Below are 20,885 nucleotides of genomic sequence, written 5' to 3'. Positions count from 1 at the left end.
CACCTGTGGCGCTGACCAGGGTGTTATCCGCGTTGCTGCCACAGAACGCCTGTGACATCGAAGATGACGAGAAACCGTGATGACCGACGCACCGCACGACCCGCTCCTGCACACGACGTCAACGCTGCGCTGGGAAGCACTGAAGCGTGACTTCGTGCTGCGTCGTCATCATGCCCTCGGCGCCCGCCCGGCGCTCACGGCGCCCTCCGTCGAGCAGGCCGTGCAGGCGGAGGAAGCGGTGCAGGCCGATGCGGCCGTGCAGGCGGATGCGGCCGAGGCCGCCGAACTGGCCGCCCTCGTCGCATCCCAGAGCCCGACGGATGTTACCGCCGGGCACTAGTCCGTCACTTTAGGGCCGGTGCCGTCGCACGAGGTTGACCGGCATGGTCTTCATGGGTTCGCGCATCACCATGAGTTCACGGGCGTGGGCGTCGAGACTCAGGTCCTGTTCCGTCGTGAGCGGCAACGGCTCGACCGGTTCGGCCCGGCCGTCGGCACCGACCGACACGAAGATGCTCATGCACTGCGTCGTCAGCTGCAAGTCGTCGGGTGTGAGCGGGCTGCCCGAGCGCACGCGCACGCTGATGTGCATGCTGCGCGCCCCGGTGCGAATCAGCTGTGCGTCGACCTCGACGATGTGACCGATGTGAATCGGCCGGTAGAAGTGGATGCCCCCGGCATAGACGGCGACGGCGGCCTCGGAACTCCAGCTCGCCGCGCAGGCGTAGGCCGCCTCGTCGATCCAGCGCATCACGGTTCCACCGTGGGCGTTGCCGCCCCAGTTGGCGTCGGCCGGGGCCGCCAGAAAGCGGAATACGGTGCGCGGGGCGGTGCCGCCGACCGTATATTCCTGCGCGCGCATAGATGCCTGGATGCGCCGGCGCGGCTCGAGTCGCTCCATGGCGTTGGCCTGCAGGGTGCGGTCGGCGTCATTCTCGGGCTGCCAGGTGGGAACCTCGCGGGGCTTGCCGTCATCGTCGATCGCGACGAAGACCAGGATGCAGTGGGTGGCGGGGGTGAAGGCGCGCTCGCGCACATCCGTCGTTTCGACCGTCACGAGCACCTGCATGCTCGTGCGTCCGGTGTGGATGATGCGCGCGTGCACCTCGACGAGGTGTCCCGATTCGATCGGGCGGGTGAAGTGCACGTTGCCGACGTACGCGGTGACGCAAAAGGATGCCGCCCAGCCGACCGCGCAGGCGTAGCCCGCCTTGTCGATCCATTCGAGCACGCTGCCGGCCGCGACCGTGGTGCCGGCCGCGGTGACATCCTGCGGGACCGCCATGAACCGCAGCGTGATGCGATCGCTGTGGCGGGCCTCGGCCGATTCGGGCTGGTCGAGCGGGTTGGCTGCAATGGGCATGGTGTCTCCTGATGCTTGTCGTCTGCATCAAGAATCACACACCCCGGTCGCGGGGCGTGCAGGGTGTTCGGCCGTGGGTGCGCTACCCTACTCAGGGTCTACCCCCGACAGTCAGGAACCTTCATGCAGCCCATGCTCTTTGGAATCGACTTTCTCGACTCGGAATGGCTGATCGGATGGTTCGGGTCCTTCGTTCTGCTCGGCGTCGCCGCCGTCGTATTCATCGAAACCGGTTTTCTCGTGCTCTCGTTCCTGCCGGGCGATTCCCTGCTTTTCACTGTCGGGCTGCTGACCGCGACCGGCGACGTACCGTTTCCGATCTGGGTCACCTGCCTCGTGATCTTCATCGCTGCGTTCTCGGGCGACCAGCTGGCCTATGTCATCGGCCGCAAGGCCGGGCCTGCGGTGTTCTCCCGCGAGAAGAACCGTTTCTTCAACCCGAAGAACGTGGAACGCACCAACGCCTTCTTCGCTAAGCACGGCGGAAAGGCGATCATTATCGCCCGCTTCCTGCCGGTCTTTCGTGCGTTTGTGCCCGTCGCTGCGGGCGTCGGCCACATGAAGTACCGCACCTTCGTGACCTTCAACATGATCGGTGCGTTCGCCTGGGGAGTGGGCCTGACCCTGGTCGGTTACCTCCTGGGCCAGATCGAGTTCGTCGAGAAGTACTCCGAGTACTTCATCATCGGCATCGTTCTGCTCTCGGGCCTGCCTATTTTGTCCGAGCTGTACAAGGCGGCCAACGCGACCCGTAAGGAACGCCGTGCCGCGGCATCCGTCAGCCCGACGCTGCCCGCGGAGCTCGTCGAGACCGTCGAACCGCGCGAGCCCGCCGTTCGCGACTAGAGCCGGGCGAGGGTGTCGATGTCTTCGAGAAACTCGGCGGCGACCTGCGGCGAGACCGTCGTTCGGGTGGCGAGAATCGCGCTCGTATAGTCGGCGGTGCTCGGGCCGGTGGTGGCCTCGGCCTTACCCGCAGCATCCGTTTCACCGCCGCCGAAGAGCGCGCGTTCGAGCGCCTCTTGGGACGCCCGGCGGGCGGCATACTCAATGTCGGCGGGTGAGAAGCCGTCGCTCGCCGTGACGAGCTGTTCGAGGTCGACCACGCCCGTGACGGCCTCCGGTATGTAGCGCTCCCAGATCGCCCGCCGCGCGGCCTGGTCGGGCAGGCCGATCGGAATGACGTAGTCGAAGCGGCCGTGCCGGAGAAATGCGGAGTCGAGGGCGCGCACGAAGTTCGTCGCGCAGACCAGCAGCCGGCCCGGCTGCTCGCGGAACGCGGGAATGATCTTCAGAAGCTCGTTGGTCACGCCCTGCAGGGCCGACGGCGGCTCACCGCCGCGCTGCGCGGCGATTTCTTCGACCTCGTCGATGAACACGACCGCGTGTTCGAGCTCGGAAATCTTGATGAACGTCTCGCGCAGCGCGCCGGCCAGGCCTTGGGGATCGGCGGCGAGCCGCGACGGGAAGACCTCGACGAACGGCCACTCCAGCCGCGAAGCGATCGCCTTCGCGAAGGTCGTCTTGCCGGTTCCGGGAGGGCCGAACAGCACAACGGCCTTCGGCGGCACGACGCCGAACTCCTCGGCCTTGTCGGGGTTGGCCAGCGGCATCACGAGGCGTCGTTCGAGCAACTCCTTCTCACGCTTCATGCCGCCGACCGCGGTCCACAGGTCGCGGGAGAGCACCCGCCCGCCCAGCTCGGAGAGGGCCTTGAGCTCCTCGCGCTGTACCGGAATGTGCCGTTCGAAGTAGCGCAGGTTCTTCTTCACCTCGAAGCCGCGGTTGAGGAACGCGTCGACCCTGCTGGCCGATTCGGGCATCAGCGCGGACAGCTTCGTGAGGCCGTAGGGCGCCATCCGGTTCTCGAGCGCGGCAAGCATCGCCGAGCCGATGCCCTGGCTCTGCCACTTCTGGGCCGTCGCGAGAAAGACGATCCAGCCCTGGGCGTGGGCGGCACGGCCGACGGCGACGCCGACGAGTTCCTCGCCGTGCATCGCCACGACGGCGTGGTCTTTCTGGCAGGAGGCGAGCACCTCGGGCAGACCGTAGACCGGCTCGGTCTTGGCGGCCTTGATCTCTTCCCAGAGGCGCAGCACGCCGTCGAGGTCATCGGAGTGGAAATCACGCAAACGCCAGCCGGTCATGAAAGCTCCCTTGGTTCTGTCTCCAACCTAGAGCACGCAGCAAATACGCAGAGTGTGACGTGGTGTTGCGGCCGGGGGTGCGATCTCGGGCGGCTTTCGTCAGGATGGCGCCATGCCTCGACAGATTCGCTTCAATGCCTTTGACATGAACTGTGTCGCGCACCAGTCCTCCGGGCTGTGGCGGCACCCCGACGACCGGTCGCAGAACTACACCGACCTCGAGTACTGGACCGAGCTTGCCAAGACGCTTGAGCGCGGTCGTTTCGACGGCATCTTTCTCGCCGACGTTCTCGGCACCTACGACGTGTACGGCGGCACCAACGAGGCCGCTATTCGGAACGGAGCGCAGATTCCGGTGGCGGACCCGCTGCTCGTTATTCCGGCGATGGCCTACGTCACCGAGCACCTCGGCTTCGGCGTCACCGCCGGAACGGCGTACGAACACCCGTATCCCTTCGCGAGACGGATGTCCACCCTCGACCACCTGACCAAGGGTCGCGTCGGCTGGAACGTCGTCACCGGCTATCTGCCGTCGGCCGCCCGCAACATGGGCAACGAAGACCAGCTCGCACACGACGACCGCTACGACCACGCCGATGAGTACCTCGAGGTGCTCTACAAGCTGTGGGAGGGCTCCTGGGAAGACGACGCGGTCGTGCGAGACCGGGAAACCGGTGTGTTCACCGACCCCGCCAAGGTGCACTCGATCAATCACTCCGGTAAGCACTTCACGGTGCCGGGAATTCACCTGTCCGAGCCCAGTCCGCAGCGGTCGCCCGTGATCTATCAGGCCGGGGCATCCGCTCGGGGAATCGCCTTCGCCGCCGGGAATGCCGAGGCGATCTTTGTGGCCGCCTCGACCAAGCCCGGCCTGAAGGCCACCGTCAGCAAGATTCGGGATGCCCTCGAGGCCGAGGGTCGCGACCGGTACTCGGCGAAGATCTACACGCTGCTGACGATCATCACCGATGAGACCCCGGACCAGGCCGAGGCGAAGTACCGCGACTACCTGAGCTACGCGAGCGAGGAGGGCGCCCTCGTCTTCATGTCGGGCTGGATGGGCGTGGACCTGTCGACGTATGACCTCGACGAGCCGATCGGCAACGTCAAGAGCAACGCGATCCAGTCGACCGTGGCGAACTTTCAGGCCGCCCGTCCCGACGGTGGCGAGTGGACCGTGGGCGACATTGCCCGGGCCGGCGCGATCGGCGGCCTCGGCCCGTTCATCGTGGGCTCGGGAGTGCAGATCGCCGACCAGCTCGAGGACTGGGTTGCCGAGACGGATGTCGACGGCTTCAACCTGGCCTATGCGATCACTCCCGGCAGCTTCGAAGACGTCGTGACCTGGGTGGTGCCTGAGCTGCAGAAGCGCGGCGTGTACCCCACGGAATATGCCGACGGAACCCTGCGGCAGAAGCTGCACGGGCGTGGCGACCGCCTGCCGGAGGAACACCGCGGCGCCGGGTATCGGGTCGGGGCGGGTGTGCTCGCCGGGTAGCCGGCCGGGCGTTTCGGAGATGCGCGGGTGCTGCGCCGCTGCGCGGGTAGTGCGCCACCCGCGCAGCGGCGCACTACCCGCGTAACTGGGTCGGACGCCGGGTGATGGGTCGGACGCCGGGTGATGGGTCGGCGGGGTGTGGGAGCTCGGGGTGTGGGAGGCTCGGGGCATGGCCTCGACACCCACCCCCTCCCCGCAGCAGCCAGCGCCCCACCACCTCAGTGTTTCCGAACACCGCAGTGCCGCCGAACATCTCAGTGCCGCCGAACACCTCAGTGCCGCCGACCATCTCAGTGCCGCCGAACTGATCGACGTGGTCGTTGACCCCGAGTCGTTTGTGAGCTGGGACGAACCGGTACCCGACCCAGCGGGGGATTCCACGATCGACGCCGGCTACCGAGCCGACCTCGTCAAAGCGCGAGCCCGCAGCGGACGCGACGAAGCCGTCGTCACCGGCGAAGGCCGCATCCGGGGTCGCCGTGTGGGAGTGATCGTGAGCGAGTTCGCCTTTCTCGCCGGCTCGATCGGGCAGGCCGCCGCGGATCGCATTGTGGCCGCGATCGAACGCGCGACGCGGGAGGGCCTGCCGCTGCTGGCCGGACCGGCCTCGGGCGGAACCCGCATGCAGGAGGGCACCCTCGCGTTTCTGTCGATGGTGCGCATCACCGCGGCGGTGCGCGCGCATCGCCAGGCCGGGCTGCCCTACCTCGTGTACCTGCGGCATCCGACGACCGGCGGGGTGATGGCCTCCTGGGGTTCGCTCGGACACATGACCGTTGCCGAGCCGGGCGCACTGCTCGGCTTTCTCGGCCCGCGAGTCTTCGAGGCGCTGTACGGTCGGCCGTTCCCGAAGGGGGTGCAGGTCGCCGAGAATCTGTTCGACAAGGGCCTGATCGACGCGGTCGTGGCGCCCGCCCAGCTACCTGAAATTCTCGACCGGGCGCTCGGAATTCTGGTGCCGGCATCCGCTGCCCCGGTGCCGCCGCCGGCAACGCTCGCGGTGCGTCCGGCGACGGTAGCGGCCTGGGACTCGGTGCTGATCTCCCGCAATCCGAGGCGACCCGACCTGCGTCAGCTGCTCGCGTTCGGTGCGATCGACGCGCTGCCGTTGAACGGCACCGGGCAGGGCGAGAAGGATCCGGGGCTGTTGCTCGCCCTGGCCCGGTTCGGCAGCCAGTCGTGTGTGGTACTCGGGCACAATCGGCGCCGACCCTCGCAGGACAACGCGATGGGTCCGGCGAGCCTGCGTGAGGCCCGGCGCGGTATGCGGCTGGCCGAAGAGCTGCACCTGCCGCTGTTGACGGTGATCGACACCTCCGGGGCCGCTCTGTCGCAGGAGGCCGAAGAGGGTGGCCTGGCCGGGGAGATCGCCCGTTCACTGCACGACCTGATCGGGTTGCGGGCCCCGAGCGTGTCGGTGCTGCTCGGTCAGGGGGCCGGCGGCGGGGCGCTCGCCCTGCTGCCCGCCGACCGCACCATCGCCGCGCAGCACGCCTGGCTGTCGCCGCTTCCTCCCGAGGGTGCGAGTGCGATCGTGCACCGCAGCGTGGACTTCGCGCCGCAGATGAGCGCTGCCCAGGGCGTGCACGGGGCGGCGCTCTGGGCCGCCGGCCTCGTCGAGCATGTGGTCGACGAACGGCCAGATGCCGCCCTCGAGCCCCGCGCGTTTTGCGAACGGATGTCCCGGGCCATCGAGTTCGAGCTCTCCCGGCTGCGCGTGGTACCTCTCGACGAGCTGCTTGTGGCGCGCGTGCAGAAGTACCGCCGGCTGGGGCGCACCTGAGCCGTCTGTGGCCTGCCGGGTGCGGGTGAGTCGCGCACTTCGCACCCTCAATCTCGCAGCGAGGGTGCGAAGTCCGTATCTCAGCGCCCACTCTCTGCGCGCATCCTTGACTTATGACATCTGAACCGGTTTAGTTGAGAGGGCTGAACCGGTTCAGACGGGGGACGAGCCGGCGTGCACACCGACGTGCACACTGACCCAGGAGATTTTGATGACGCACACTGCCGTACGTTCACCCGCACACTCACCACATGATGAAACGCCAGGCTCAACGCCGCGCCCCGGGAGGCGGCGGGCGCCGCTTGCCCTCGCCGGGGCGCTCGCCCTGATGCTCGCCGCAACCGGGGGGCTGTCGGCGCAGGCGGCGCCCGGGCCGCACGGCGGGGCATCCGTCGCCGCCGGCGCGCCCGATGCCGACGCACCGCTGACCAACCTGGCACACCTCAACTTTCTGCTCGACACCGTGCCGCTGACGGAGGTGCCCGGCCACACCACCTATCGGCTCGCCGAACACCCCGACGTTCTCGCGCCGTGGACCTACGCCGACAACACCGACGGCGTCTACACCCGCGTCGGCGGCGGCGTCCTTGACCCGGCCACCGGATACTGGACCCAGGGCGCCTACAACGCCGACGACATCGCCCGCACCGCCGTCGTCTACCTGCGTCACTGGCAGCAGACCGGCGACCAGACCAGCCGCGAGAACGCCTTCCAGACCCTGCGGTCGCTGACCTATCTGCAGACCGACAGCGGCCCGAACGCCGGCAACGTGGTGCTCTGGCAGCAGGCCGACGGCACCCTGACGCCGAGCGCGAAACCAATCGAACTTCCGGATCCGAGCGACTCGGCCGAGTCCTACTGGGTCGCCCGCACGGTCTGGGCGCTGGGCGAGGGCTACGCCGCCTTCCAGCACGATGATCCGGAGTTCGCCGCGTTTCTGCAGGACCGCCTGCACCTCTCGCTCGACTCGCTGAACGAGCAGTCGCTGGCACAATACGGCGAGTACGACGTGGCCGACGGCACTCAGGTGCCGGCCTGGCTGATCGCCGGGGGAGCGGATGCCTCCGCCGAGGCCGTTCTCGGTCTCTCCGCCTACACGGCCGTCGAACCGGGCGATGAACTCGCCCGGACCGCGCTGACCCAGCTCGCCGAGGGTGTCGCGGCCATGTCGAGCGGTTCGGCGAGCGAGTGGCCGTTCGGCGCGATCATGCCGTGGAACAAGTCGCAGAGCCTGTGGCATGCCTGGGGCGGCCTCGCCCCGGCGGCGGTGGCCGACGCATCCGTCGCCCTCGACCGGGCCGACCTGCTCGCGGCCGCGGTGACCGATTCGGCCACCTTCACGCCGCAGCTGCTCGCCGCCGGCGGGCCCGACAATGCGTGGTCGCCCACCCCGGGCGAGGCGCAGATCGCCTATGGCGTTGACTCACGCCTGCAGAGCCTCGTGCAGACCGCGGAGGCCGCGAAGGCGCCGGGCCTGCTCGACCTCGCCGCGATCACGGCCGGCTGGTACTTCGGCGCCAACCGCAGCGGAGAGCCGGCCTACAACCCGGCGACCGGAACCGCCGTCGACGGCATCGAGCGCGATGGCCGGGTCAACCCGAACTCCGGCGCGGAATCGACGATTCACGCACTGTTCTCGATGCTGACCCTCGATGCCAACCCGACGCTGAAGGCCGCGGCCCTCGGCATCGACACGACGGTGTCAACGAGCGGGCTCAGCGTCGTCGAGGCCGAGGCCGGGATAATTTCCGGTACGGGAATGAATAACATTCCCGAATCGGCATGGACCGGTGAGGCCAACTGGTCCGGCGGTGCCTACGCGGCGCTGAACGCCGGCGACACCCTCTCCCTCACCGTGCCGGCGAGCGATCAGGACCGCAACGTGTACCCGATCGTGAACCAGACCGAGGCCGCTTCCGGCAGCACCACCTGGACCACGGGCCGCACGACGCTCGGCGATACCCTGAACGGTGATGCGGGCGGCCAGGGCATCACGGATGCCCCCGGCAAGCTCTCCCCGCTGAGCCTCGACCGGGCGTTGCCCGGCGGAGCGACGAACGTGACGGGAACGACGACGGGAGCGGCGGCGATTGATGCGCTGCTGCTGCAGCCGCAGATCTCGACCGTCGCCGTGTCGGGTGCCGGCGGTGACTCGACGCTCTACGTGAGCGCGACGACGGAGACGCGCACGCAACAGGTCGCGGTGCCGAACGGCTTCGTGCTGACCCAGCGCGGATATGACGCGACCGGGCAGGCCGTGGCCGAGCGTGCCGGCCAGAAGGGACACGACCGGGCCGGCCGGGTCACGATCGCCCCGGGCGGCTTCACGCTCGTGACGCTCACCCGTCGCTGATCGGTCGACCACGGGCGCAGGTGCTCTCGCACCTGCGCCCGGAACGTGGTCAGGAATTCAGCCAGAGCGGCAGCTGCTCGGTCGGGTTCTCGTCCCACGGCAGCGGCAGGATGCCGCCGATGTAGCCGGCATACCACTGGGCGACCTCGGGTGACTGGTACGCGGCCTGCAGGGCGAGGCCCTTCTCGGTGCCGACGAGTTCGGGGTTGGCGGCGACGACGCAGCGGAACGGAATCTGGTCGGCGTCCTCTTCAAAGGCGAGGATGTTCTCGTCGGTCAGGCCCGATTCGGCGGCGAGCCGTACGAACAGGAACGCCGCGTCGACGTCGGGTAGGGTCTGCTTGAGCGACTGCTGGTCGACCTCGACGAACTGGAAGTCGTGCGGGTTCTTCGTGATGCTGGCCTGCGAGGCGTGAATCACATCGACGCCGTCTTCGAGCTCGATCAGCCCGGCGTCGCGCAGCAGAAACAGGGCCCGACCATTATTGGCCGGGTCGACCGGCAGGGCGATCTCCGCGCCGTCGGGCAGCTCCTCGAGCGAGCCGTACTCGGTCGAATAGATGCCGCCCGGGGAGCCGTATTCGTAGAACAGTCCGACCAGGTCGAGGTTCTTGTCGGTGTTGAACTGTTGCAGGTAGGCGCCGTGCTGGAAGAAGTTGGCGTCGTACTCACCCTCGGCCACGGCGAGGTTGGGCTGCACGATGTCGGTGACATAGGTCACGCTCACGTCCCAGCCGTCGGCCTCGAGCAGCCCCTGGGCGATCTTGGTGGGCTCCTGGTACGGCGCCGACTCGGTCACGATGAGCTTGATGCTCTTGTCGTCGGCGTTGTCGTCAGCGGATCCGCCGCCGGCGAGGCCGCAGCCGGTCAGCGTCGTCACGGCCAACACGGCGAGGCCGGCGAGGGTGCGGGTCAGAATTCTGTTGCGGGACATGGTTCTCCTGGGGAAGGGTGTACGAGAGGAGGGGCTAGCGGTAGGCGGACGGCACCGGGGCGTCGTCGTTGAGGTAGAAGCGGCCGAGTTCGTTGATCTTCCACGCGACCGGATCGTGCAGGGTATGGGTGCGCACGTCACGCCAGTACCGGTCGAAGCCGTACTTGGTGCCGGCGGCCCGGGCGCCGATCACGTCGTAGATCGTCGCCGTCACCTCGAGGGCGGTGTGGTGGGCGGTGATCTTCGCCGCCACGATCTGCTCGGCGACCCCGCCGCGCTCGGCGGCGTCGAGTGCGGTTCCCCGGTCCCAGGCCCACTGCAGCGCCGTGGTGGCCTGCTCGACGACCGCCGACAGCGCCTGCAGGCGGGCCACGAAGCTGCCGTAGTGGTTGACGATGAACGGGTCCTCGGTCGCGGAGTCGAGCTCGGAGTGAAACCACGGCCGAGCCTCGGCGCGGGTGTAGTCGCGGGCGGCCGCCACCGCACCCTCGGCCGCGGCGAGGTAGCAGTGGCTGAACAGCAGCTGAAACCCAGGGGTGGTGAGCACCTGGTGCGGGTCGCGCTCCGAGTCGTCGGCACCGAGATTGACGATCACCGCGGAATCCGGAACGAATACGTCTCGAAACTCGATCGTGTTCGTTGCCGTGAGACGGGAACCGAGCACGTCCCAGTCGTCGTGGCGCACCACGCCCTCCCACTCGGTGTCGATCAGCACCGCGAGGCGCGATCCGTCGCCCAGCACGGCCCGGCCGTAGATGCGGTCGGCGACCCGGCTGCCGGTCGCGAACGGCTTGCGCCCGGTCACCCGGTAGCCGCCGTCGACGCGCACGGCCTGGGCCTGTGGTCCCTGCGGCGTGCCGGTCGAGCTGAACAGCCACTGGTTTGCGAGGGTGTCGGTCGCGAGCAGCTGGGCGCGGTCGTCGTCGAGGTCGATGTAGGCGAAGGCCTGGAAGATGTAGTGGTAGCCCAGCAGCTGGCCGATCGAATTGTCGGCTCGGGCGATGCGCTGCACGACCTCGAACGCGGTGCTCCAGTCGATGCCGGCGCCGCCGAACCGCGTCGGAACCGTCAGCGGCAGCAGGCCCGCCTCCCGCAGCACCTCGAGCTCCGCGAACGGTGGATTGTTGGCCGCGTCGCGCTCGCGCACGTCGACGGCCAGAACCTGGGCTACGGCATCCGCTCGGTCGAACAGGGCGGTCTGCGCGGGCGTCGGCGTGGCGCCGTAACGGCGCAGAATGCTCGCGGTCATCGGCTTGCCACGGCGTCGGCGGATGCGTCGGCGTCGACGAACGCCCCGCGGTAGGCGGCGGCGGGGTGGCTCGCGGGCAGGTGCGGGCCGGCGCCGAACATCTTCTGCCGCAGGGTTCCGGGCGTGTACTCGGTCTGGGCGAGGCCCCGGCGGCGCAGTTCGGGCAGCACACCGTCGATGAAGTCGGTGTAGGAGCCCGGAATGGTCTGGTTGATGATGTTGATGCCGTCGATTCCGGCGTCTTGCCAGAGTTCGAGGGCGTCGACGATCTGCTCAGGGGTGCCCACGATCTGCTGCGCGCTCGCCCGGTACTGCGCCACATCGGCCAGGGTCGGGTTGCCGCCGGGGGTCGAGTCGAGGATGGCTTGCAGCAGGCCCTGGCCGCCCTCGGTCTGCACGTCGCCGAGCGGGGTGTCGAGCGGCAGCCCGCCGAGGTCGATGCCGAGCCCGCCGCCGATGTGCGCGATGAGGGAGTCGAGGTCGAGGTACTGCTCGAGGTCGGCCTTCTTCGCCGCCACCTCGGCCTCGGTGCTGCCGACCACGAAGCTCAGCCCGGTGAAGAGCTTCACGTCGTTCGCCTGCCGACCGGCCGCGACGGCCTGCGCGCGCACCGCCGCCGACACCTTCGCCGCGTAGGCGGTGTTCGGCGCGAACAGAAAGGTGGCCTCGGCGTTCGCGGAGGAGAACTGTTGGCCGCGACCGGAGCTGCCGGCCTGAAACAGCAGCGGGGTGCGCTGCGGTGAGGGCGACACGAGGTGCGGGCCCTCGATCGAATAGCGCTCACCCCGGTGGTTGATCTTGTGCACCTTGGCCGGGTCGGCGTGCAGGCCGGTGGCCTTGTCCTGAACGAGCGCGCCCTCGTCCCACGAGCCTTCCCAAAGCTTGTAGACGGCGTCGACGTACTCGTCGGCCCAGTCATAGCGGTCGGAATGGCCCGCGAGGCCGTCTGACCCGAAGTTGCGGTGCGAGTTCTCGAGGGCGCTCGTGACGATGTTCCACGCCGCGCGCCCGCCGCTGAGGTGGTCGAGGGTGGAGATCTGACGGGCGAACTGGAACGGATGCGACTGCACGACCGAGGAGGTCGCCGCGAGCCCGATGTCACTCGTCGCCGTGGCGAGGGCCGCGAGCAGCATCAGCGGATCGTTCGAGGGAACCTGCAGGCCGCGCTTGATGTGCGAGGCCCAGCCGCCCTCGTGGTCGCCGTAGAGTCCGACGACGTCGGCGAGAAAGATCGCGTCGAACTTGGCGGCTTCGAGTTGTTTGGCCAGGTCGACCCAGAGCGACAGCTCGTTGAACCGGTGCTGCTGCGCGTCGGGGTGGCGCCACTGGCCGCCGAGAATGTGGCTCGTGGTGTTCATGACGAAGGCGCTGAGCAGCAGGCGCGGGCGGGGGCCGCCCGGGAATCGAGTGGAGGTGCGGGTGGAGGGGCGAACGGTGTCAGACATGATTCCCTACGGGGTTGGAGCGGTGGACTAGAGGCGTTTGTCGAGGCTGCGGGACAGTCGGCTGCCGCTGACCTGCACGATCTGCACGATCACGACGAGCAGTACGATCGCGGCGATCATGATGTCGGTCTCGTAGCGGTAGTAGCCGTAGCGAATGGCGAAGTCGCCGATGCCGCCGCCGCCGACGAGTCCGGCCATGGCCGAATAGGAGATGAAGCTCACGGTCATAATCGTGATCGACGTGACGAGAGCCGGGCGGGCCTCGACGAGCAGAACGTCGCGGATGATCTGGCCGCGACTGGCGCCCATCGACCGGGCCGCCTCGACCACGCCGCCGTCGAGCTGGCTCAGGTTCTGCTCCACGAAGCGAGCGAAGTAGGGGATCGCGTTGATGGTCAGCGGCACGATGACCGCCGCCGTACCGATTGACGAGCCCACGATGAACCGGGTGATCGGGATGATCGCGATCAGCAGGATCAGAAACGGGAACGACCGGATCACGTTGACCGTGCCGTCGAGCACGCGGTGCAGCCGGGGCCGATGGTGCAGCCCGGTCGGCCCGATTCCGTACAAGAGGATGCCGAGGGGGGTACCGAGCAGAATGGCCAGCGGAATCGAGACGATGAGCATGGTGCCGGTCTGCGCCAGGGCCAGCACGATCTCGGGCCACAGTTCGATCAGGCGGTCAAACACGGCTGTACCTCGCGGCATCCGCTGGGGCTACGGTATTCGCTCGGGGCCGGCGATCAAGCTCGATGTCGTCGGTGATCAGGTAACGGCCGATCGGCGTGGCGGGCACGAAACCGGGGTTCTGCAGAGCGGTGAGGTCGAAGCGTTCGACGACCCGGCCGTCTTCCATCACGGCGACATTGTCGGCGATGGCCTTGATCACGTTCATCTCGTGCGTCACGATCACGAGGGTGATGCCGAGGCGGGCGTTCACGTCGCTCAGGTACTGCAGGACCGAGGCCGTGGTGCGCGGGTCGACGGCGCTCGTTGGCTCGTCGCAGAGCAGCACGCGGGGCTGGGTGGCCAGGGCGCGGGCGATTCCGACGCGCTGCTTCTGGCCACCGGACAGTTGTGCGGGATACGAGCCGGCCTTGTCGGCGAGGTCGACGATGTCGAGGGCCTCGGCGGCGGCCCGGCGCCGCTCGGTGCGGCCGACGCCGGCGAACTTGAGCGACAGCTCGACGTTCTTCTGCACGGTCAGGTTGTTCAGCAGGTTGAAGTGCTGAAAGACCATGCCGATGCCGTGGCGCGCGGTGCGCAACTGGTGCACGTCGAGGCCGAGCAGGTCGGTCCCGTCGATGATCACCCGGCCGCTGCGTGGTCGCTCGAGCAGATTCATGGTGCGCAGCAGTGTCGACTTGCCCGCCCCGGAGAAGCCGATGATGCCCTGGATGGAGCCCTCAGGCACGTGCAGGGAGACGTCGTCGACGGCGGTGAGCTGGCCGTCTGGAGTGTCGAAGACGCTCGACACGTTCTGGATGTCAATCATGCACGTCACGCTAGTGAAGGCAGCGGCACCGCCGCTCGCCAGCGTGACGCGAAGCGTAATCTGCGCCGGGACGGATCGAGCGGCGCAGTCAGGGGCGGCGCTCGGCCTCGGCCTTGACCCCGCGCACGTACCGCGTGAACGAGGGTCCGAGGTCGGGCATCGAGCGGCCGATCAGCCCGAGCAGGGGGCCGGTGAACTCCTCGTGCAGGTCGAGGTGGGTGCCGCCGCCCTGCCCGGTGAGCGTGAAGGTGCGCACGCCGCGAAACAGGCCGAACGGCATGCCGCCGGTCCAGGTCATCGACCGGTGCGTGGGCGCCTGCTCGACCCTGACGGGAAAGGCCCGGTCGCCGCCGACTTCGGCGCGTACGACGATCTTCTCGCCGTCGCGGATCTCGCCGTCGACGCGGGTGACTCCGGAATCCCACTCGGTGTAGCGGCCGGCGTCGGTGATGACCTCCCACACGGCGTCGGGTTCGGCATCAATCTGAATGTCGGCTGCAAAGCGCTTCATGGGAGTCATATTAGCCCGCGTCGAGTCCGGTGGACCCACAGGCTTTATCGATGTTTGTCGATATAGTGGGGGCACAGACTTCAACGGGAACGAAGACAGGGGCAGCCATGGCGCAGATCGAGATTTTTGAACCGGGTCTGTGCTGCGGCACCGGCATCTGTGGGGTTGACGTCGACCAGAGCCTCGTGACCGTATCGGCCGACCTCGACTGGCTGCGCGCCCAGGGCGCACCCGTCACGCGCTTCAACCTCGCCCAGGAACCGCTCGCCTTCGTCGACAACGAACTCGTGCGCGCCTTCGTGCACACCGTCGGTCAGGACGGCCTGCCGCTCACCCTCGTCGACGGCATGACCGCCCTCACCGGGCGCTACCCGTCGCGGGCCGAGCTCGCGAAGTGGGCCGGCATCGCCGCGGGCGGGCAGGATGCCGCCTCTAAGAACGCCGCTCTGCAGCCCGATGCCTCCCCGCGCCTGCTGATGATGGCCCCCGACGCCGACGGCACCAGTTGCGCCGTGGGCAGCGGATGCTGCTGAGCCCACCATGACGGCCACCATGAGTGTGAGCACGACACCCGCTTTTCTGCGGGATCCGCCGCGGTTTCTCTTCTTCACGGGCAAGGGCGGCGTGGGTAAGACGTCGATCGCGTGTGCGACGGCCGTGCGACTGGCCGCTGGCGGGGCATCCGTCTTGCTCGTCAGTACCGACCCCGCCTCGAACGTGGGCCAGGTCTTCGGGGTGACCGTTGGCGCGCACGTCACGCCGATTGCCGCGGTGCCCGGGCTGTCGGCGCTCGACATCGATCCGGCCGAGGCCGCGCGCGCCTACCGGGAGCGCATCGTCGGTCCGGTGCGTGGCCTGCTGCCCGCGATCGAGGTCGCCGCGATCGAGGAACAGCTCTCGGGGGCCTGCACGACCGAGATTGCCTCGTTCAACGAGTTCACCGACCTGCTCACCGATGCCGCCTGGACCGCGGCCTACGACCACATCATTTTCGACACGGCACCGACCGGGCACACGATCCGCCTGCTGCAACTGCCGGGATCGTGGACCGACTTTCTGACCGAGGGAACCGGGGACGCCTCCTGCCTCGGGCCGCTCTCGGGCCTCGACAAGCAACGCGGCATCTACGCGGACGCCGTCGCGGCCCTCGCCGACCCCGCCCGCACCCGCCTCGTGCTTGTCGCGCGACCGGCGGCCAGCGCCCTCGCCGAGGCGTCGCGCACCCATGACGAACTCGCCGGCATTGGGCTCGGACGCCAGTTTCTCGTCGTGAACGGCATTTTGCCGACCGCGGCCGTCGACGCCGACCCGCTCGCCGCGGCCATTCACGCGCGCGAAGAGCGCGCCCTGGCCGCGTTGCCGGCGAACCTCGCGGCGCTGAAGCTCGACCGGGTCGCCCTGCACAGCAGCAACATGGTCGGTGTTGCGGCCCTGCGTGGGCTGTTCGGCGACGATGACGGCGCTGCGACCGCGGTCACCGGCCCGAAGGATGTTCCGGTCGAACTCGCGGGTGCCCCGCTCTCGGCCCTGATCGACGACATCGCGGCCGATGGCCACGGCCTGATCATGCTGATGGGCAAGGGCGGCGTCGGCAAAACGACCCTCGCCGCGGCCATCGCGGTAGCCCTCGCCGAGCGGGGGCTGCCCGTGCACCTCACGACGACGGATCCCGCCGCGCACCTGAGCCAGACGCTGGGCGAAGAAGCGGGTGCGGGCCTGCCCACCCTGAAGGTCTCCCGGATCGACCCCGTCGTCGAAATCGCCCGCTACACCGAACGCGTGCTGCGCACCCGCGGCGCCGCCCTCGACGACGCCGGCCGCGCGATGCTGCGTGAAGACCTGCGCTCGCCCTGCACCGAGGAAATCGCTGTCTTTCAGGCCTTTTCCCGCGCGACGCGCGAGGCCCGCGACACCTTTGTGGTCATGGACACCGCCCCGACCGGCCACACCCTGTTGCTGATCGACGCCACCGGCAGCTATGACCGCGAGGTGAAACGCCAGCTCGCTCCGGGACTGAACCAGAGCACACCGATGATGAAACTGCAGGACCCCGCGCAGACCAAGGTCATCATCGTCACCCTCGCCGAGACGACCCCGGTGCTCGAGGCCGTGGGTCTGCAGGCCGAGCTGCAGCGCGCCGGAATCACGCCGTGGGCCTGGATCGTCAATAACTCGCTCGCGGCGGCGAATCCTGACGCACTGCTGCTGCGGGAGCGTGCCCGGGGTGAGGTCGCCGAAATTACGCGGGTTCGGGCGGTGCACGCGGCCCGCCTCGCGATCGTACCGTTGCAGCGGGAGGTGCCCGTGGGCATCCGCGCCCTGCAGGCTCTTGCGCAACACAATCATGGGTAACCTTAAGCGATCCACGGGGAAGAAGAAGGGTTTCACATGTGCCGCTTGCTCGGTTACGCGGCTCCGTCGCCCCGCACCACCCGCTCGGTTCTGAGCGGTAACCAGAGCGCCGTCTTTCAGGACATGACCCAGCTGCACAAAGACGGCTGGGGCAGCGCCTGGCTCGCCGCCGATGCGGCGCCCGCCGCCGGGGGCGCGCCGACGGATGCCCCCACCACCGTGCACAAGCAGCGCTCGCCCGAAACCGGGGCCGGCAGCCTCGACCTGACCCAGGCCCTCGCCGAACGGCTCTCGAGTGCCCAGATCGTGCACCTGCGCATGGCGACCGACGGCATGGCCTGCCACGCCGAGAACACGCATCCGTTTCTGGTCGACGGCCTGGCCTTTGCGCACAACGGATCCCTGACGCCCGCGGCCAGCATCGACGCGTTCATCGATCCGAGGATCTTCGCCGGCCTGCGCGGCGACACCGACAGCGAACGCTATTTCGCGGTGATTCGCAGCAAGATCGCGGCCGGCCTCGACCTCTTTGACGCCGTCTGCGAGACCGTCGCCGAGCTGCGCCCGCTTTTTCCCGACGCGAGCATGAACGCCCTGATCCTGTCCCACGACGCCCTCGTGGCGGTGCACGCGAGCGCCGACGCCGAGGTTCCGCACGACCTGTTCGACGCGAGCGGCCTCTCGGAGGCCGACCTGCCCCAGGACCACCGCACCGCCTACTACCTGATGCGGCAGCGCCGCCTCGACGACGGCACGATGATCTTCGCCTCGAGCGGCCTCGACATCGTGGGCTGGGAGCCGTTGCCCGCCGAGAGCGTCACCCGGGTCGATCTGGCGACCCTCGTCACGGAAACCCGGGTGCTCTCCGCCGTCTGAGCCGCCGCCTCAGCCGCAGTCTCAGTGGTCGTCGAGGCGGGGGCTAGACTCTCGACTGATGGAAGTGGGGACATGTGGCCAAGGCCTCGACCGTCTATGACGTCGCCGCCCACTCGGGTGTCTCCATCGCCACCGTCTCCCGAGTGCTGCGACGGCCGGACGATGTACGCGCATCCACTCGCGAGCGGGTGCTCGCCTCGGTGCGCGAGCTCGGCTACGTACCGAGCGCGGCAGCTCGCGGCCTCGCGGCCTCGCGCACCGGTGTTCTTGGGCTGTACTTTCCGTCGCTCGACGCCATGGAAGAGCTCGACGACGCCGAGTTTCTGCCCGGACCGGGGGCTGCGCTCGTCGACCTGGTCGTGGACATGCCGGACTCCGGTGCGGTGCGCCCACCCAACCTCTACTTCGACGAGGTGTTGCGCGGCAGCGAGTTCGAGGCCTGGCGTCAGGGTTTCGCCCTCATGGTCGGCGTCGGGCGCGGCAGTAATCCGACGGACATGGTCAACGACATCGCCGGCCGTGTCGACGGCATGGCGATTCTCGCGCAGAGCGTCTCCGACGAGGTGCTCGAGCACGTGTCCCGACGTATCCCGGTCGTGCTGATCGCCGGCCCTCGCCGCGGCGACGACTTCGACCACGTCAGCGTGAGCAATACCGAGGGCATGAAGGCCCTCACGACGCACCTCATCGACGGCTGCGGCGTCACCGATTTCGCCTACGTCGCCGGCCCCCCAGATTCCCCCGACGACGCCGAACGGCACGCGGGATTCGTGGCGGCCCTGCGCGCCCGCGGCCTCGACCCGAGGGCGGTGCCGGTTCACCGCGGCGAGTTCTCTCGGCTGCGCGGTCGGGCCGTCGCCGATACCCTACTGGCCGGCCGGCGGATGCCCCGGGCCGTCGTCTGTGCGAACGACCAGATGGCGCTCGGCGTGCTTGACGTGCTCGGTGCCCACGGCGTCGACGTTCCGGGCGACGTGATCGTCACCGGGTTCGACGGCATCGAGGCCGGACGGCAGGCCGCGCCGCGCCTGACGACCGTGCGTCAGCCGATGGTTGACCTCGGACGGGCGGCAATGCGGGCAATCCTGAGCCGCCTCGAGAACCCGGAACAGCCCCCGATTTCGCTGCGGCTGCCGGTGAAAGTGTTACTGCGCGAAAGCTCCGAGGGGCGCCGCTAGCCTGATGTCTCGCTCGACGTTGTCGAGGAATCGTTGCTTTCTCAGATGTATGCGCTTACACTCAGGGCACCAAGGTCAACGACGACACGAAGGAAACCCTGTGAAACGAACATCCACGTTCGCCGCGGTCTGCGCCGCCATTGTGGCGGGCACGCTCCTCATCACTCCAGCCGCCCTCGCGGCCCCGGGTGGCGGCCCAGCCACGGGCGGCCCAGCCACGGGCGGTGACGACGCCGTGCTGCGCGGTTACGCCGCCGACACCTGGAAGTCCCTCGCGGCCATGACCGACAAGAAGACCGGTCTGCCCGCCGACAAGCTCTCCGGCGACCTCACCGTCGCGAGCGACAACACCAGCCCCACCAACATTGGCGGCTACCTGTGGTCGACCATCTCGGCCCGTGATCTCGGCATCATCAGCACGAGCGAAGCCTTCACCCGCATGAAGACCACGCTCAAGACGCTCGAGGACATCGAGCGGCACGAGCCGAGCGGCATGTTCTACAACTGGTACTCGCCCCTCGACGGCCACAAGCTCACCACTTGGCCCGGCAGCGGCGACCCGGTCGATCCGTTCCTCAGCACCGTCGACAACGGATGGCTCGCGGCGGCCTTCCGCATGGTCGGCGAGGCCGAGCCCCGCCTCGACAAGCAGGCCGACGCGCTCTACGCGAGCATGGACTTCGGCTGGTTCCACAACCTCGACGCCCGGGCCGAGGTCGGCCTGAACCGTGGCGGATTCTGGGTGACCCCGCCCCCCGGCTGCAGCGTTCCCGGCAACTACGGCGACGAGGGTGCCGACGTGTTCTACACCTGCCACCACTACGACACGACCGTGAGTGAGGCCCGCATCGCGACCTACCTCGGCATCGCGAACGGCCAGATCCCGGCCGAGGCGTACTACGGCACCCTGCGCACGATGCCCGATCAGGGCTGCGACTTCTCCTGGCAGGAACAGAAGCCCACCGGCGAGACCCGCGAGTACCTCGGCGTCAGCGTCTACGAGGGTGTTTACGAGTACCGCGGCATGAAGCTCGTTCCGGCCTGGGGCGGCAGCATGTTCGAGGCGCTGATGCCCGACCTGCTCGTGCCAGAGAGCGACTGGGGCACGCAGTCCTGGGCGGTCAACCACCCCGCATCCGTTCGCGCCCAGATCGAGCACGGCATCGACGAGGCCGGCTACGGCTACTGGGGCTTCTCCCCGGCCAGTGATCCGTTCGGCGAGTACGCCGAATACGGCGTCGAGGGAATCGGCATGTCGACCGACGGCTACGCCTCCGACCGGGAGCGCACCAACGTTGACGCCGGCTACGACGGATGCCGCGAAGCCACCAACCCGACGCCGACCTTCGGTGACGGCGTGGTCACCCCGCACGCCTCGTTCCTCGCGCTGCCCTACGACAAGCCCGCCGTCATGAGCAACCTCGCCGGCATCAAGGATGAGCTGGCGGCCTATGGGCCCGGCGGGTTCTATGACGCTGTGGCGACGAAGAGTGGAACCCTCGCCGACCGGTACCTGTCGCTGGACCAGTCGATGATCATGGGCGCGATCGCCAATGAGCTGCTCGACGATCGGCTCAAGGAGTACTTCGTCGACCCCGGGTTTGAGGCGGCCGTGAAGCCGCTGGTCGAGGCCCAGGTGTTTGGGTCGAAGCTGGAGTAGCTGCCGCGACACGGGCGCTCGCCTCCCGCGCAGCTCTT

18 protein-coding genes are annotated in these 20,885 nt (G+C 68.5%); 10 read left to right on the top strand and 8 right to left on the bottom strand.

All coding sequences use genetic code 11. The annotated features are described in order from the left end of the window. The first annotated feature begins 79 nt into the window (after positions 1 to 79). Entirely contained in the window at positions 80 to 340 is a 261-nt protein-coding gene (locus E3T55_RS14335) for a hypothetical protein (RefSeq protein WP_134520247.1), read from the top strand. Between the two features lie 9 nt (positions 341 to 349). On the opposite strand, the gene E3T55_RS14330 is transcribed toward E3T55_RS14335, so the two are convergent. Then, positions 350 to 1,363: an acyl-CoA thioesterase gene (locus E3T55_RS14330; protein ID WP_134520246.1), complete on the bottom strand. Its 1,014-nt coding sequence runs from the start codon at positions 1,361 to 1,363 to the stop codon at positions 350 to 352. Positions 1,364 to 1,486: 123 nt separating this feature from the next. Between E3T55_RS14330 and E3T55_RS14325 the strand changes: the two genes are divergently transcribed. Then, positions 1,487 to 2,209: a DedA family protein gene (locus E3T55_RS14325; RefSeq protein ID WP_134520245.1), complete on the top strand. Its 723-nt coding sequence runs from the start codon at positions 1,487 to 1,489 to the stop codon at positions 2,207 to 2,209. On the opposite strand, the gene E3T55_RS14320 is transcribed toward E3T55_RS14325, so the two are convergent. Then, positions 2,206 to 3,510, bottom strand: a complete 1,305-nt coding sequence (locus tag E3T55_RS14320; protein ID WP_134520244.1) for an ATP-binding protein — start codon at positions 3,508 to 3,510, stop codon at positions 2,206 to 2,208. The genes E3T55_RS14325 and E3T55_RS14320 overlap by 4 nt on opposite strands. Before the next feature lie 112 nt (positions 3,511 to 3,622). Between E3T55_RS14320 and E3T55_RS14315 the strand changes: the two genes are divergently transcribed. The 3 genes from E3T55_RS14315 to E3T55_RS14305 all read left to right on the top strand — a co-directional run bounded on the left by E3T55_RS14315 (position 3,623) and on the right by E3T55_RS14305 (position 9,144). Continuing rightward, positions 3,623 to 5,008, top strand: a complete 1,386-nt coding sequence (locus tag E3T55_RS14315; RefSeq protein WP_134520243.1) for an LLM class flavin-dependent oxidoreductase — start codon at positions 3,623 to 3,625, stop codon at positions 5,006 to 5,008. 169 nt (positions 5,009 to 5,177) lie between these two features. Further along, entirely contained in the window at positions 5,178 to 6,791 is a 1,614-nt protein-coding gene (locus E3T55_RS14310) for a carboxyl transferase domain-containing protein (protein WP_134520242.1), read from the top strand. Positions 6,792 to 7,002: 211 nt separating this feature from the next. Further along, positions 7,003 to 9,144, top strand: a complete 2,142-nt coding sequence (locus tag E3T55_RS14305; protein WP_241993072.1) for a hypothetical protein — start codon at positions 7,003 to 7,005, stop codon at positions 9,142 to 9,144. A gap of 49 nt (positions 9,145 to 9,193) precedes the next feature. Here the strand turns inward: E3T55_RS14305 and E3T55_RS14300 are convergent, their stop codons facing one another. The 6 genes from E3T55_RS14300 to E3T55_RS14275 all read right to left on the bottom strand — a co-directional run bounded on the left by E3T55_RS14300 (position 9,194) and on the right by E3T55_RS14275 (position 14,781). Then, the gene (locus tag E3T55_RS14300) at positions 9,194 to 10,078 is read right to left on the bottom strand and encodes a MetQ/NlpA family ABC transporter substrate-binding protein (RefSeq protein ID WP_134520241.1); all 885 of its coding nucleotides are present in this window, start codon (positions 10,076 to 10,078) and stop codon (positions 9,194 to 9,196) included. 34 nt (positions 10,079 to 10,112) lie between these two features. Then, entirely contained in the window at positions 10,113 to 11,327 is a 1,215-nt protein-coding gene (locus E3T55_RS14295; protein ID WP_134520240.1) for an acyl-CoA dehydrogenase family protein, read from the bottom strand. Then, a complete protein-coding gene (locus tag E3T55_RS14290; protein WP_134520239.1) occupies positions 11,324 to 12,772 on the bottom strand; it encodes an NtaA/DmoA family FMN-dependent monooxygenase in 1,449 nt (482 codons plus the stop codon). The genes E3T55_RS14295 and E3T55_RS14290 overlap by 4 nt, the downstream gene beginning before the upstream one ends. Before the next feature lie 27 nt (positions 12,773 to 12,799). Further along, positions 12,800 to 13,465 carry a methionine ABC transporter permease gene (locus E3T55_RS14285; protein WP_134520238.1) on the bottom strand — a complete coding sequence of 222 codons (666 nt, stop codon included), beginning with the start codon at positions 13,463 to 13,465 and terminating at the stop codon, positions 12,800 to 12,802. Beyond that, positions 13,458 to 14,270, bottom strand: a complete 813-nt coding sequence (locus tag E3T55_RS14280; RefSeq protein WP_134520237.1) for a methionine ABC transporter ATP-binding protein — start codon at positions 14,268 to 14,270, stop codon at positions 13,458 to 13,460. The genes E3T55_RS14285 and E3T55_RS14280 overlap by 8 nt, the downstream gene beginning before the upstream one ends. Before the next feature lie 88 nt (positions 14,271 to 14,358). Next, entirely contained in the window at positions 14,359 to 14,781 is a 423-nt protein-coding gene (locus E3T55_RS14275; RefSeq protein WP_166791797.1) for an SRPBCC domain-containing protein, read from the bottom strand. 107 nt (positions 14,782 to 14,888) lie between these two features. On the opposite strand from E3T55_RS14275, the gene arsD reads away from it, so the two are divergent. From arsD to E3T55_RS14250, 5 genes are all read left to right on the top strand, one after another. Beyond that, positions 14,889 to 15,314, top strand: coding sequence for an arsenite efflux transporter metallochaperone ArsD (arsD, locus tag E3T55_RS14270; RefSeq protein WP_134520235.1), 426 nt, complete (start codon positions 14,889 to 14,891; stop codon positions 15,312 to 15,314). A 7-nt stretch (positions 15,315 to 15,321) separates the two neighbouring features. Next, positions 15,322 to 17,133 (top strand): arsenical pump-driving ATPase, encoded by a 1,812-nt coding sequence (arsA, locus tag E3T55_RS14265; protein WP_277613504.1) that lies wholly within the window; start codon positions 15,322 to 15,324, stop codon positions 17,131 to 17,133. Between the two features lie 36 nt (positions 17,134 to 17,169). Further along, entirely contained in the window at positions 17,170 to 18,009 is an 840-nt protein-coding gene (locus E3T55_RS14260) for a class II glutamine amidotransferase (protein WP_134520234.1), read from the top strand. A 74-nt stretch (positions 18,010 to 18,083) separates the two neighbouring features. Beyond that, positions 18,084 to 19,187 (top strand): LacI family DNA-binding transcriptional regulator, encoded by a 1,104-nt coding sequence (locus tag E3T55_RS14255; RefSeq protein ID WP_134520233.1) that lies wholly within the window; start codon positions 18,084 to 18,086, stop codon positions 19,185 to 19,187. 100 nt (positions 19,188 to 19,287) lie between these two features. Continuing rightward, the gene (locus E3T55_RS14250) at positions 19,288 to 20,847 is read left to right on the top strand and encodes a glucoamylase family protein (protein WP_241993071.1); all 1,560 of its coding nucleotides are present in this window, start codon (positions 19,288 to 19,290) and stop codon (positions 20,845 to 20,847) included. The last annotated feature ends 38 nt before the right edge of the window (positions 20,848 to 20,885 follow it).

Origin of the sequence: Cryobacterium frigoriphilum, assembly GCF_004403305.1 — a bacterium.
Taxonomy (GTDB): Bacteria; Actinomycetota; Actinomycetes; order Actinomycetales; family Microbacteriaceae; genus Cryobacterium; species Cryobacterium frigoriphilum.
Note: the sequence above shows the minus strand (reverse complement) of the source record. Positions and strands in the feature narration are given on the sequence as shown.

What these genes read in the sequence shown, in the direction of transcription:
- E3T55_RS14335 (WP_134520247.1), top strand. Translation starts at nt 80, where the DNA reads ATGACCGACGCACCGCACGACCCGCTCCTGCACACGACGTCAACGCTG.
- E3T55_RS14330 (WP_134520246.1), bottom strand. Translation starts at nt 1,363, where the DNA reads ATGCCCATTGCAGCCAACCCGCTCGACCAGCCCGAATCGGCCGAGGCC.
- E3T55_RS14325 (WP_134520245.1), top strand. Translation starts at nt 1,487, where the DNA reads ATGCAGCCCATGCTCTTTGGAATCGACTTTCTCGACTCGGAATGGCTG.
- E3T55_RS14320 (WP_134520244.1), bottom strand. Translation starts at nt 3,510, where the DNA reads ATGACCGGCTGGCGTTTGCGTGATTTCCACTCCGATGACCTCGACGGC.
- E3T55_RS14315 (WP_134520243.1), top strand. Translation starts at nt 3,623, where the DNA reads ATGCCTCGACAGATTCGCTTCAATGCCTTTGACATGAACTGTGTCGCG.
- E3T55_RS14310 (WP_134520242.1), top strand. Translation starts at nt 5,178, where the DNA reads ATGGCCTCGACACCCACCCCCTCCCCGCAGCAGCCAGCGCCCCACCAC.
- E3T55_RS14305 (WP_241993072.1), top strand. Translation starts at nt 7,003, where the DNA reads ATGACGCACACTGCCGTACGTTCACCCGCACACTCACCACATGATGAA.
- E3T55_RS14300 (WP_134520241.1), bottom strand. Translation starts at nt 10,078, where the DNA reads ATGTCCCGCAACAGAATTCTGACCCGCACCCTCGCCGGCCTCGCCGTG.
- E3T55_RS14295 (WP_134520240.1), bottom strand. Translation starts at nt 11,327, where the DNA reads ATGACCGCGAGCATTCTGCGCCGTTACGGCGCCACGCCGACGCCCGCG.
- E3T55_RS14290 (WP_134520239.1), bottom strand. Translation starts at nt 12,772, where the DNA reads ATGTCTGACACCGTTCGCCCCTCCACCCGCACCTCCACTCGATTCCCG.
- E3T55_RS14280 (WP_134520237.1), bottom strand. Translation starts at nt 14,270, where the DNA reads ATGATTGACATCCAGAACGTGTCGAGCGTCTTCGACACTCCAGACGGC.
- E3T55_RS14275 (WP_166791797.1), bottom strand. Translation starts at nt 14,781, where the DNA reads ATGAAGCGCTTTGCAGCCGACATTCAGATTGATGCCGAACCCGACGCC.
- arsD (WP_134520235.1), top strand. Translation starts at nt 14,889, where the DNA reads ATGGCGCAGATCGAGATTTTTGAACCGGGTCTGTGCTGCGGCACCGGC.
- arsA (WP_277613504.1), top strand. Translation starts at nt 15,322, where the DNA reads ATGACGGCCACCATGAGTGTGAGCACGACACCCGCTTTTCTGCGGGAT.
- E3T55_RS14260 (WP_134520234.1), top strand. Translation starts at nt 17,170, where the DNA reads ATGTGCCGCTTGCTCGGTTACGCGGCTCCGTCGCCCCGCACCACCCGC.